General features: G+C 31.3%; 15 protein-coding genes. 11 read left to right on the top strand and 4 right to left on the bottom strand.

The features are described from left to right. Positions 1-494 precede the first annotated feature (494 nt). The 4 genes from KQI94_RS13720 to KQI94_RS13705 all read left to right on the top strand — a co-directional run bounded on the left by KQI94_RS13720 (position 495) and on the right by KQI94_RS13705 (position 4,416). A complete protein-coding gene (locus KQI94_RS13720) occupies positions 495-908 on the top strand; it encodes a hypothetical protein (protein ID WP_002367777.1) in 414 nt (137 codons plus the stop codon). Positions 909-1,277: 369 nt separating this feature from the next. Next, on the top strand, positions 1,278-3,779 hold the full coding sequence (locus KQI94_RS13715) for a DEAD/DEAH box helicase (RefSeq protein WP_002367775.1): 2,502 nt from the start codon (positions 1,278-1,280) through the stop codon (positions 3,777-3,779). 144 nt (positions 3,780-3,923) lie between these two features. Next, positions 3,924-4,157 carry a DUF6290 family protein gene (locus KQI94_RS13710; protein WP_000083634.1) on the top strand — a complete coding sequence of 78 codons (234 nt, stop codon included), beginning with the start codon at positions 3,924-3,926 and terminating at the stop codon, positions 4,155-4,157. Continuing rightward, on the top strand, positions 4,147-4,416 hold the full coding sequence (locus tag KQI94_RS13705; protein ID WP_000875953.1) for a type II toxin-antitoxin system RelE/ParE family toxin: 270 nt from the start codon (positions 4,147-4,149) through the stop codon (positions 4,414-4,416). Before KQI94_RS13710 ends, KQI94_RS13705 begins: the two co-directional genes overlap by 11 nt. 232 nt (positions 4,417-4,648) lie before the next feature. Here KQI94_RS13705 and KQI94_RS13700 read toward each other — a convergent pair whose 3' ends face one another. After that, positions 4,649-6,580 (bottom strand): sucrose-specific PTS transporter subunit IIBC, encoded by a 1,932-nt coding sequence (locus KQI94_RS13700; protein WP_002367772.1) that lies wholly within the window; start codon positions 6,578-6,580, stop codon positions 4,649-4,651. A 190-nt stretch (positions 6,581-6,770) separates the two neighbouring features. Between KQI94_RS13700 and KQI94_RS13695 the strand changes: the two genes are divergently transcribed. Continuing rightward, a complete protein-coding gene (locus tag KQI94_RS13695) occupies positions 6,771-8,210 on the top strand; it encodes a sucrose-6-phosphate hydrolase (protein ID WP_002367771.1) in 1,440 nt (479 codons plus the stop codon). A 1-nt stretch (position 8,211) separates the two neighbouring features. After that, positions 8,212-9,174, top strand: coding sequence for a LacI family DNA-binding transcriptional regulator (locus KQI94_RS13690; RefSeq protein WP_002369755.1), 963 nt, complete (start codon positions 8,212-8,214; stop codon positions 9,172-9,174). A gap of 64 nt (positions 9,175-9,238) precedes the next feature. Here the strand turns inward: KQI94_RS13690 and KQI94_RS13685 are convergent, their stop codons facing one another. Together KQI94_RS13685 and KQI94_RS13680 are read right to left on the bottom strand one after the other, a co-directional pair. After that, positions 9,239-9,601 (bottom strand): type II toxin-antitoxin system PemK/MazF family toxin, encoded by a 363-nt coding sequence (locus KQI94_RS13685; protein WP_000241511.1) that lies wholly within the window; start codon positions 9,599-9,601, stop codon positions 9,239-9,241. Continuing rightward, positions 9,595-9,858, bottom strand: coding sequence for a PbsX family transcriptional regulator (locus tag KQI94_RS13680; protein ID WP_000245205.1), 264 nt, complete (start codon positions 9,856-9,858; stop codon positions 9,595-9,597). The genes KQI94_RS13685 and KQI94_RS13680 overlap by 7 nt, the downstream gene beginning before the upstream one ends. A gap of 176 nt (positions 9,859-10,034) precedes the next feature. On the opposite strand from KQI94_RS13680, the gene KQI94_RS13675 reads away from it, so the two are divergent. From KQI94_RS13675 to KQI94_RS13655, 5 genes are all read left to right on the top strand, one after another. Then, the gene (locus tag KQI94_RS13675) at positions 10,035-10,655 is read left to right on the top strand and encodes a recombinase family protein (RefSeq protein ID WP_002367819.1); all 621 of its coding nucleotides are present in this window, start codon (positions 10,035-10,037) and stop codon (positions 10,653-10,655) included. After that, a complete protein-coding gene (locus tag KQI94_RS13670; protein WP_002390465.1) occupies positions 10,645-10,959 on the top strand; it encodes a hypothetical protein in 315 nt (104 codons plus the stop codon). The genes KQI94_RS13675 and KQI94_RS13670 overlap by 11 nt, the downstream gene beginning before the upstream one ends. Next, entirely contained in the window at positions 10,953-11,177 is a 225-nt protein-coding gene (gene uvrC, locus KQI94_RS13665; protein WP_002358271.1) for an ultraviolet resistance protein UvrA repressor UvrC, read from the top strand. Before KQI94_RS13670 ends, uvrC begins: the two co-directional genes overlap by 7 nt. A gap of 68 nt (positions 11,178-11,245) precedes the next feature. Then, positions 11,246-11,446 carry a hypothetical protein gene (locus tag KQI94_RS13660; RefSeq protein WP_002390466.1) on the top strand — a complete coding sequence of 67 codons (201 nt, stop codon included), beginning with the start codon at positions 11,246-11,248 and terminating at the stop codon, positions 11,444-11,446. A gap of 20 nt (positions 11,447-11,466) precedes the next feature. Beyond that, the gene (locus tag KQI94_RS13655; protein WP_002360675.1) at positions 11,467-11,769 is read left to right on the top strand and encodes a DUF6440 family protein; all 303 of its coding nucleotides are present in this window, start codon (positions 11,467-11,469) and stop codon (positions 11,767-11,769) included. A gap of 364 nt (positions 11,770-12,133) precedes the next feature. Here KQI94_RS13655 and KQI94_RS13650 read toward each other — a convergent pair. After that, positions 12,134-12,563, bottom strand: a 430-nt coding sequence (locus KQI94_RS13650) for a Tn3 family transposase (protein WP_029765384.1), incomplete at its 5' end; no start/stop codon positions are given.

Genomic DNA, 12,563 nt, shown 5'->3' with positions numbered 1-12,563 from the left:
TATCATAAATTAAACCGATGAGTCAAAAACTTTTGTTTTTTCTATTAGCGATGAGATTATATTAAACAGTATATACTAGAATGAATGATTATAAAACGTTTGAGTGGATAATCGTCCGTAAAAGCATGATCCAAAGAGTTGAAATTTTAGTTTAGAAGGATGATCAATTCAAGACGATAAAATTTTTAGTGAATTAAAATGTGTTATATAAAAAAGTATTGACAAAAAAGCATTCATTATAAAAAATTAACTATGCTACTGGATATAATATCCAGTAGCATAGTTAATTTTTTATTTTTTTTGGGGATAGTCAAGGTTATTATTGGAGATTATTCGAAACTAGATTTAAAGGTGATGATGGCAAATGGAAAGTATCAACAGTTTGGCTGTCTGCTTGGAATCTTCAACATTTAAGATTTGGCTAAAATTATGGTAAATAAAAAATATTTGATAGGGGTATTGGTCATATCTACATTATCTTTTTTTTATTTTTTGTGTATAAGGTAGATGAATCAGAAAATAATCCCATAATAGAAACTGTACAAGAAAGAGAAAAAGAAAGGGATAAAAAATATTTTGAAACATTGTCTGTTTCTGGTGAAGGGGTAGTAACCAAAGAAGATCTAGAAGCATATTTATGGGTTTCAAATGGGTCTGGAGAAGTAAATTCTTTTCAGAAAGGTATTAGAAAACAAGGAGTATATCCCGAAAAGTATCATAAAGAGCCTATAATAATTAGCGAGTATGATTTGGTTGATGGGATTTATACAGAAAAAGGAGATCCTAGCAAGTACAAAGTTAGTTGGAAAAAGGGATATATTTTTTTTGAACCAATTGACAAGTTATCCAATAAAGAAGAGCGGGAAAAAATATTCTACCCAGCAAAATTTACAGATGAAGAAGAGTAACTAGTATAATATAAAAATTTTAGATTAGGAGACATAAAGAAAAAGGCAACAAAAATTGTTGCCTTTTTTGTACGTTTTTATGAAAGTAGTTTGCTTATGCTATTCACTAGTAAATGCTTTGTGTCAATTTTAACGGTATCCTAATTAGACAATCGAGACTATTTGTTTTTCCCTTTTTCATGCGCTGTTTCTAAAAACATGCATTGTCTAGTTGTATAATCGATGGTAGTTAATTAATCCAATAATACTTTACTTGATGCTTTCATTCCGTAAAAAAATCAATAGAAACATATAAACATAATATTAAATGACAATATTAGAAATAAATAATATAATTATTTCTAAGAAAATCAGTAAAGGAGCTTAAAAATGGTTGATTTTAGTAAACTTAAAAAAATAGAAAAAAAACAAGATGTTATCGATCCAATTGAAATTTTTAGAAGAATACCAAAACCTGAAGGAATAAATGATCTTTATTCCAGTCAATCGGAAGTTTTAAATGCTTGGTTTAAAAACAAAGATCAAAAAGATAATATTATAAAATTGCATACGGGTGGTGGAAAAACAATGGTTGGCTTGTTGATTGCTCAATCTACAATGAACGAGCTAAAAGAACCAGTGTTGTACTTGACTCCTACTACCCAACTAGTAAATCAAACTTTTGAAAAAGCTAAAGAGTTAGGAATGTCTGTAGTAAAATATGAAAAAGGAGAACCATTATCACAAGAATTTGTCAATGGAAAGGCTATTATGATAGCAACTTATTCAGCATTATTTAATGGTAAAAGTAAATTTGGGGTTCAAGGGAAAACTTCAATTCAATATGTTTCTACAATTATTTTTGATGATGCACATGCAGCATTACCAGTTATTAGGGATAGTTTTACTTTAGAAATAAGTAAAGCTGAAGATGAAAAATTGTATTTAGAACTTTGTTCTCATTTTAGAAAAAGCTTTATTGAAATTGGAAAACAAGGAACTTTTGATGAAGTTATTGATGGCAAAGAAGATATGGTTTTGGAAGTACCTTATTGGGAATTCATAGAATCTATGACATATGTAAGTTCTAAAGTAAAAGAAAAAGATGTTTTTTCTTGGCCATTAATTAGAGATCGTTTATCTATGTGTCATGCATTTATTAGTAAAAGTAAATTTACAATAACACTCATTCAACCACTACTGGATATATTCCCTACATTTAAGAATGCCAAACGTAAAATTTATATGTCTGCTACTATCTCAGATGACAGTGATATTATAAGAACATTTAATGTTTCGGAAAGTGCTGTAAATAACCCGTTAACCTCTAGTTCTGTTGCAGGAATAAGTGAAAGAATGATATTAATACCAGGATTGATGGATTTTCCGTTTGATGATTTAAAAGATTCCTTTAAATTACTTAATTATGTTGTTGAAAATGAATATGGAGCCGTTGTAATTGCTCCGTCAGATGAAAAATCAAGTCGTTGGGAATCAGATGTTATTTTTCCTCATGGATCTGAAGAAGTAAATAATATTGTAAATAAAATGCAAAAAAAGATTGAATTTGGCCCGGTCGTTTTTTCAAATAGATATGATGGAATTGATTTACCAGGTGATGCTTGCCGACTTTTAATAATGGATGGTATGCCAATAGGAACTTCAAGTTATGAGATTTTTCGAGCAGCAGCCTTAATGGGTGGTGATTCAATTACAAGAATGATGACGCAAAGGATTGAGCAAGGCTTAGGAAGGGGAGCTAGAGGAGCTTCTGATTATTGTATAGACGTACTTATAGGAAAAGATTTAACAACATGGGTTAGTATGGAAAATAATTTTTCTTATTTTACTAGTGCCACCAAAGCTCAAATCGAAATGGGAAAAATAGTTAGTCAAGAAGTTAAAAGTGTTTCAGATTTATTGGATGTTATAAAGCAAAGTTTAAATAGAGATAGTGGATGGACAAATTATCATTCTGAAGAGTTGGTAGAGTATATTGATCAAGATCATATTGTAAAAAAAGATTCATCATTTGCTAGAATTGAACGAGTAATTGTAGATTTGTGGGATATGGACTGTCTAGATAAGGCTATTGTTAAAATTAATAGTTATTTAGAGCAAAATGAATCGATGAATCAATATGAAAAAGGTTGGTTACAACAGTTTTGTGCAAGAATGGCATATGTATTTAAGGATAAAGTAACATTTGAAGAGTATCAAAAGCAAGCGTACTTTAATAATAAAAATTTATTTAGAATCACTAATTCAAATGATGAATATCCTCAACTAAAAGTGCCGTCCGATCAATCTAAAATGATAGTAAAAAAATATAAAGAATTTAGAAGCCCACGAGGAATTTTAAGTAATATTGATGAAATCGAATCATTAATTACTTCTACTTCTAGTGCAAATCAATTTGAAGAAGCATTAAAAAAATTAGGTGATTATTTAGGCTTTATATCAGAAAGATTTGATGATGATGGAATAGGTCCAGATGTATTATGGCTGATTAATGAGAAAAAAGGAATCATTATTGAAGCTAAAAGTCGAAAAAAAGAACATAATGCTTTTAGAAAAGAAGAACATGGGCAACTTCTTATAGCAGAAAGATGGTTTAAAACTAAGTTTCCTGATATCGAAGCGTTACCAGTTAGTGTTCATCAAGATAAAATAGCAACAAAAGCTTCTTTTGCTGAGGGTGTAAAGGTATTAACATTTGATAATATACTGCTTATTATTAAAGAAACTAAAAAATTATATTCTCAATTAATAGATTATCATTTGGACGAAAAGGCACTGGAGGTGCAGTGCCAAAAGTTACTTTTACAATTTGATTTACTCAGTGAAAGGTTTGTCGAAAAGTATTTAGATACATTTGAAACAATGACATAAACCTTAATTTTAGTATCATTTGAAATATAGTTCATGTTTTATTCTATATATTGGAGTAATCATCACATTTATAATAACATTGTATTGACAAAATCCCTTGTTTTTAATACAATGTTATTACAAAGTGCGAATGGAGGTAATAAGATGTCTCAATCAACAATTACATTTAGAATTCCTGAGGATGAGAAAGAACTTGTGTTAGAATATGCAAAAGCTCATAATTCTTCATTAACTGAACTTTATCGAAAAGCTGTATTAGATAAAATTGAAGATGAAATTGATTTAAAAACCTTACGGAACGCAATAGAAATTTCCAAAGAGAAAAAAGAGATTGGTATTTCTCAAGAGGAAATGGAGAATTTACTAAATGAAATATAAAGTTGTATATATGCCACAAGCGCAGAAACAATTAAAAAAAATGGATAAAAATCAGGCAAGAATAATAGTAGCTTGGATTAGAAAAAACTTAGAAGGAACTACTGATCCTCGTCAACATGGAAAAGGCTTGACTGGAAATAGAAGTGGTGAATGGCGTTACAGAATTGGAAATTATCGAATATTGGCTAATATTTGTGATTCAGAAATTATAATACAAATATTTTCAATAGGACATAGGAGTACTATCTACAAAAAATAATTTATGTAGGAAACATGCAAAAGAAGAGGGTATATTAGAAAATAGTCCAGTTTCTATTGAAATCTTAACTGTTGAAGCACCTGCAAAAAAAGTGATATATAACTGAATTAGATAAAGAATGTTATCTTTCTACTTGGTTTTATGTCAAATTAATTAGCTTAGAATAGTTATAATTAACTATAATAAAAATATAGACTCTCTTTGTATAGAGAGTCTATTAACTTTTAATAAGCTATTTAATTGTCAATAAGGCTGCACCTTCAGTAACTATATTTTTAGTTATAGGAATAACTTCTGAATAATCTTTAGAGTTTGTTACAATAACCATTGTTGTATCATCAAGTCCTGAATTTGTAATTACTGTGCTGTCAAATGTTCCAAGAACCTCTCCCTTTTTTACTTTTTGTTTAGCACCAACTTTTTTAGTGAATCCTTTACCATTCAATGATACTGTGTCAATACCAACATGAATTAATATTTCAGCACCAGTATTTGATTTGAGGCCATAAGCGTGCCCAGTTTCAAATACGACTTGGACAATACCATCTACTGGAGAATATATAGTGTTCCCATTTGGTTTAATAGCAATCCCTTTTCCTATAGATTCTGAAGAAAATACTGGGTCATTAACTGAACCAAGAGTAGTTATTTCACCAGCAAGAGGACTAACAATCGTTTCTACTGTTGTAGGTTCATCAGCATTTGCTATTTGATTTGTATTTATTTCTGAAGTATCAACTGATGTTTGTTCAGCAATTGCTTCTGCTGCAAAGATACTGGAAGATCTTGTTCTACCATAGAAATAAGTAATTGCAAAAGTAACTGAAAAACTTATTAATTCACATAGCAAGTAAAAGGGGATAGAAGTTGCGTTGATTGAAAGGAACCCAAGAAATCCAGCTGAACCGAGTGATACAGCAACAACTTTAAGTAGACCTGTTATCGCTGCAGCAATACCTGAACCAATTAGAGCACAGAAAAACGGGAAACGGTATTTTAAGTTTACTCCAAACAATGCTGGTTCAGTAATACCAAGAAGTGCTGATAATCCAGCAGAAGAAGCCAGACTCTTTGTTTTAGAATTTTTAGTTAAAAACCAAATAGCAAATGTTGCAGCACCTTGAGCTACATTTGCCATGGAAGCAACTACAAAGATAAAATCCCCATGTCCGATACCATTTGTCCATGCTGAAAGTAACTGTGTTTCGATTGCAGGAAATGACTGATGAAGACCAGTCATAACAATGAGTGAATATGTTCCACCAAAGATCCCCATTCCTATGAACCCAGTTGCATTATATAACCAAACAATAGCATCTGTGATTCCATTAGATAGTAATAACATTGTGGGACCAATAACTGTGAAAGTTAAGAATCCAGTAATTATTACGGATAATAATGGTGTGAATGTAAAATCAATAGATGAAGGAAGTTTTTTATGAAAATATTTTTCCAATATTGACAAAAGATATACGGAAGCTAATACCGGAATTACTTGGTAGGCATAGTTTGTTTGTGCAACATGGTATCCAAAAATATTCCAATATTCAGTGGCTCCACCAAGGTCTGGAGTTGTCATAATCATACCAATTGCAGCACCTAGAAATTGGTTTGCTCCAAAACGTTTAGCAGCGGAAATACCAACTAGAATTGGTAAAAACATAAATGGTGCAGCTGACATAAGCTGAATCATAGAGGAAATTCCTTTAATTGCAGGATACATTTCTTCGATTGATTTTGGTCCAAAAAGACCCGCGGCAGTTAAAAAATTTCGTAGAGCCATTAATAAACCACCTGCAACAAGTGCAGGAATAATTGGTACGAAAATTTCTGATAGTAGTTTAATTAATGCCATAATTGGATTGAATTTTTTATTTTTATCAACTATTTGTTTCAAGTCGTCTGTTGAAAGCTCTGAAAGGCCAGTTTTTTTTATAAGTTCATCATAGACAAAATTAACGTCACCAGCACCAATAATAACCTGATACTGACCATCAATTTTAAAGGTACCTTTTACATTTGGGTTTTCATCCAAAGCTTTTTGATTAACTTTTGTATTATCCTTTAGTACGAGACGAAGACGTGTTGCACAGTGTGCAGCAGCGATAAGATTATCTTTTCCAACTGCTAGAATTATGTCGGAAGCTAGTTTAGCATAGTCCATATGAACAACTCCTTTTATCATATTTCTCTTTCTGAGAAAGCGCTTTTTTTAATTTATGTTTATTTTAGCATATTTCATGAACATGTCAAACGTTTATCATATTTTTTTTATTTTTAGATAGAATGATTGATTTTTATAGAGAAAACGTTTACTATATTAGTTATAAAAAGATACTTTGAAGGAGTAAAATATGGAATTATCTCGAGAAATACGATATCGCGCTTATTCTGAATGGAGTAAAGATGAGATTACAAAAATAAAAGAAAATATTAAGCAATCTCCTTGGCATGCTAGCTATCATATTGAACCTAAAACAGGGTTGCTTAACGATCCGAATGGGTTCTCTTTTTTTAATGGAAAATTCACTCTTTTTTACCAAAATTGGCCATTTGGAGCGGCACACGGGTTAAAAAAATGGGTGCATGCTGAGTCAGATGATTTAGTTCATTTTAATATAACAGGAACAGAGCTTCTTCCAGATACAAAATACGATAGTCATGGAGCATATTCTGGATCAGCATATGAAGTAGATGGCAAATTACTTTTATTATATACAGGAAATGTTCGTGATAAAAATTGGAGACGTGATTCATTTCAATTGGGAGCATGGATGGATAGAAGTTACAATATTACTAAGTGTGAGGATGTCTTTATTAACAAACCTGAGGACGTAACAGATCATTTTAGAGATCCGCAAATTTTTGATTATAAAGGTCAATTTTATGCAATTGTTGGAGGACAAAGTCTTGAAAAAAGAGGAGTTATTAAGCTTTATAAAGCTGTAGGTAACAGTGTTGAAAAGTGGTCAGAAGTAGGAAATCTTGATTTTTGTAGTAGTGGTTCAGAATACATGATAGAGTGCCCTAATCTTTTATTTGTAAATGATACACCAATTCTGATTTATTGTCCTCAGGGTCTTGATAAATCAGAACTTAGTTATGATAATATTTATCCGAATACTTATAAAATTTGTCAAAGTTTTGATGAAAGAACTGCGAAACTTGTGGGTTCTTCTAAAATTAAAAATCTTGATTATGGGTTTGATGTTTATGCAACACAAGGATTTAATTCTCCTGATGGACGTACTTTAATTGTTAGTTGGATTGGGCTTCCTGATGTTGAATATCCAACAGATAAGTATGATTATCAAGGCGCAATGAGTCTTGTTAAGGAGCTTTCTATCAATAATGGAAAACTTTATCAATACCCTGTAGATGCTATTAAAACACTGCGAACTAGTTGTGAAGATTTTACGTCAAAAATAGAAACAAGTAATACTTATGAACTGGAAGTGACTTTTCCGGCTAATCAGAAATCAGAATTACTTCTTTTTGCTGATGATAAAGGGAATGGACTCAGCTTAATAGTTGATACTAAAGAAGGAAAAGTTATTTTAGATCGGAGTAAAGCAGGAATTCAATATGCAATTGATTTTGGTATGACTCGTGAATGCTTAATAGATACTGAAGAAACAATTGCTAATATTTTTGTAGATAATTCAATCATTGAGATTTTTATTAATAAAGGAGAGAAAGTATTTACCAGTCGTGTATTTCCTGAGAAGGACCAAAATGGGATTCAAATAAAATCAGGGAAACCTATTGGAAAATACTTTGAATTGGAATATTAATATGGGAGCAAAATTAACAGATGTAGCTGAATTAGCTGGAGTTAGTCCGACAACTGTATCTCGTGTCATTAATAACAAAGGCTATTTGTCAGAAAAAACTAAAAAAAACGTTCATGAAGCTATGAAAATTTTAGGATACAAACCAAATAATTTAGCACGAGGCTTACAAGGAAAATCACCTCAACTTATAGGTCTCATTTTCCCTAATATTAGTAACATATTCTATGCGGAACTCATTGAATACCTTGAAATAGAATTATTTAATCAAGGATATAAAACAATTATTTGTAATAGCGAAAATGATCCTGGAAAAGAACGTGAATATCTTGAAATGCTTGAAGCAAATCAAGTCGACGGTATTATTTCTTCTAGTCATAATCTTGGGATTGCTGACTATGAGCGTGTTCAAGCACCAATTATTGCTTTTGATAGAAATTTAGCACCAAATGTTCCTATCATCGCATCAGATAATTTTGAAGGTGGTAAATTGGCAGCAAGCGTTTTACGGAAAAATGGTTGTCAAAATATTATTATGATTACTGGAAATGATAATACAGATTCTCCTACAGGTTTACGTGCTTTAGGATTTTCTTTCCAAATTCCAGAAGGAAAAGTCTTTAAAGTTCCTAATAGTTTGTCTACAATTCGTCGAGAGATGGAAATTAAATCGATTATTTCAACTAATAAACCAGATGGCATTTTTATTTCAGATGATTTAACTGCTATTCTTACTATGAAAATTGTAAAAAAACTCAACTTAAATATTCCAGAAGATGTGAAAATTATTGGTTACGATGGAACATCATTTATTGAACAATTTTTTTCACAATTGACCACAATTAAACAACCTATTGATGAACTTGCAAAACTAATTGTTGATGTTTTGTTGAAAAAGATTAAGGGAGAAAAGATAAGTAAGGATTATATTTTACCTGTATCATTACTTTCTGGTGGGAGCATTTAATCGATAGAAAAAAACGAACAAGTCGGAAACTTTTGACTTGTTCGTTTTTTCGCCTTTTTATTAGTTAAAATTTATTTGTTTTATTTACTTTTTGAAATACGGTTCTAACTTTTAGCAATAATTCATCGATTAATTTTTCGTGTGCTGTTTCTAAAAACACGCATTGTCTAGCCTCATAATCGATGGTGGTTAATTGATCTAATAATACTTTACCTGATGTTTTCATTCCGTAAGAAGGATTAATAGAAACATATAAAGGATAGTTTCTTTTTGTACTTGATATAGGAGCTACAATAACAACATTGCTGTAATCTGCAATAATATCATGACTTAAAACAATATACGGTCTCTTACCTGTTTGTTCATGTCCTGATCTAGGAGCCGTATTCAACAATAAAATATCACCTTGATGAGGAACTTTTACCATTTTTCATTTCCTACCGCATTTCCTAAATCTTGAATAGTTACATGCACCTTCTCTTCTTTATAATTTTCAAACAATTGTTCAATTGTTAAATCATTATCAGAATCCACAGCTTCAATAATTAATCGTTTTTTACCATTCGATTCCTCCTGTGTTATTTTCACTTTATCTTCTGTATGAATTTGGAGATATTCCATCACAGATTTAGGAAGTCTAAGACCGTTACTATTGCCCCATTTTTTTATTGATAACATTACCATTTTATTCACCTCTCATTGTTTATACATAGTATAACATATTAAAAAAATAAAGTATATACATAATTATCCTTCGACTGAACAATTTCACATAAAAACCAAAGAGGTCAAAAACTTTTAAGTTTTTGACCTCTTTGTTTTTTCGTGCTATACTTGGAATTATCAAGTGTCAAAAACTTATGTTCAGAAAAGGTGAGGGAAAATTGGCCATTTATGGGTATTCACGAGTCAGCACCAGCAATCAAGATTACAAAACCCAAATTCGAAAATTAGAAGAAGCTGGAGCAGAAAAAATTTTTAGTGAGAAATATACAGGTACAAAAAAAGAAGGAAGAAAAGAATTAGAAGAGCTGCTTTCAATTGTAAAAGCTGGCGATAAAGTTTTGGTGACAAAAATTGATCGGTTGGCCAGAAGTATCGTCGATTTAAATTCAATCATTTCTGCATTAAATCATAAAGGGGTGACTATTTCTTTTTTAGATGATCACTTAACGTTTGAACCTGATAAGAAGGACTCTATGCAAACGTTAATGATGAATATGCTGGGTAGCTTTGCGCAATTTGAAAGAGATTTAATCGTGACGAGAACGCAAGAAGGGAAACAGTGGCATCGAGCGAACAATAAAAATTATCGAGAAGGACGTCCGAAAAGAGTTCTAAATGATAAATACAAACATGCACTAGAGCTAATGGAAACAAACAGCATGCGAGAAGTGGAACGAAAAACAGGTATTTCTTTGTCTACTCTCAAAAGAATCAAGAAACAAGCAAAGGAAGAACAGTTACTTAATGAGAAATAATTCAGGAGTAGTTATTATGGAAAATAGAGAGAAAATTATTCAGTTGTTGAAGAATCCTTTAGTAACAGGTTATGGGATTGAGATGATGTCAAATGGGCGACTCTATTCAGCGAACTTTCAAAGATATAGGAATCGGATGAAGAAAGAAGAAAATCCAATGATTATCTTTGATACTATGACTGAAAAAGTTGAAAAGGTATTTTTAGAATTAGCTGAAGAAGTCATACGAACGAACCCTAAAACAAAACAAGAATTCAAAGATATGATTAAAGAATATAGTTATAAGGAGGATAACAAATGGTAGTTCGAAAAACATATGATCATTGGGGGATCGAAATCAGCACATGGAACAAAAGTAATATAGTTACTTTTATTGATTGTGACTGCGGTCAATTAGCTAAAAGAGAACTAGGAAAGTATAATCAGTATAAATGTGATAGCTGCAATAAAGAATACAAATTGTATCAAGGCAATTATATCGCAATTGATGAAAAAATAAATGAAGTAGCTCAAAACGATTGAAAAAGTAAAAAAGATTTTTGATAGTGTGATAGTGTGCTTTCAATAATTTAAAAAAGGTGGAGAGTTTAATGAATTTTGGGTATTTGAATTTTGGAACAAAAGACGCTGTTTTAGTGATCGCAATATTTATTATCTTAATTTTGACGGTACTGTTTCGTTGGTCAGCTTTAGAATTTGTCTTTTCTTCAGGTGCAGTAGGAATTGCTTTTTTTGCAGGAAATATGAAACAAGACAAAAGGATAGCAGATAGGCAAAACAAAAAAAGTTAGAAGAAGTAAGGAGAATATTTATGCCAGTTAATAAAAATGGTTTACCTTTTTATCTCGACAGAAAATTAGATGTAATACGCTTTGGAGTTGATCCATATAATCATGTGAAAGAACAACAACTTTTTAACTCTCCGGTTAAAACGGAGAAGCCAAATAAAAAAGAACGTTTCATTGAAAAAGAAAGTGAATCTTTAACTCAATCAGGATATAAAATTGTAGTTGATACAGTTACTGGTGTTAATTATTTAGAGAGCCATAGAGGAGGAATTACACCTTTGCTTGATGAAACTGGGAAAGTTTGCATCGATAAAATTAGTAAGTAAATAAAACCCCACCCCTGAAAATCTTTTTTTGGGGGTTATTCTATATTCAATTATTAATGATAATTATAGTGATGAGAAAGCAATTCTAAGCCATTTTAACAAATATTGATCGGTAGTTATGCAATGAAAAGATTTCAACGTTCGCTCTTACAGGCTTAAATAGGATATATAGATGAAAATAAAAAAAATCACTATTTAAATACGAATAATTGTTCATACCAGGAATGTGGCCAAACCTCAAAAGACGAATAACTGGTTTCGCTTTGCTCAACTGGCCTTCAACGTTTTGTAGGGGTCCCGAGCGCTTAGTGGGAATTTGTATCGATAAGGGGTACAAATTCCCACTAAACCAATGTTTCAAGGCCTATTTATTTTTTATATTCAATTCTCTTAAGTGTTTAGGAATAGATAACAAGTCAAATTTATACTCTCCAAGAAAAGTGATATGCTCCCAATTAATAGGAGATACATGCTTCATATACTTAGTTACTTCGGGATCTATTTTGACGAGATAATTATAAGCTGCTTGTAAGTAGACGGCGTTCCATATACTTATTGCATTTATTAACACATTAAGCGCACTAGCACTTTGAAGTTGTCGGCGAATATCGCGCTCCATAAATTTTCCGCGTCGCCCAAAAAATAGTTCTCTAGCTAAAGCATTAATCGCTTCTGTCTTATTTAGTCCATGAGTGATCCTTCGCCGTAGCTCACTATCTGTAATATAATCTATCATAAAAATGCTCTTTTCAATGCGACCTAGTTCTCTCAGTGCAAGAGCTACTCTATTCTTA

Origin of the sequence: Enterococcus sp. S183_ASV_20 (genome assembly GCF_018919685.1) — a bacterium.
GTDB lineage: Bacteria > Bacillota > Bacilli > Lactobacillales > Enterococcaceae > Enterococcus > Enterococcus faecalis.
The sequence above is the reverse complement of the archived record's forward strand: the minus strand, read 5'-3'. Positions and strand labels throughout refer to the sequence as shown.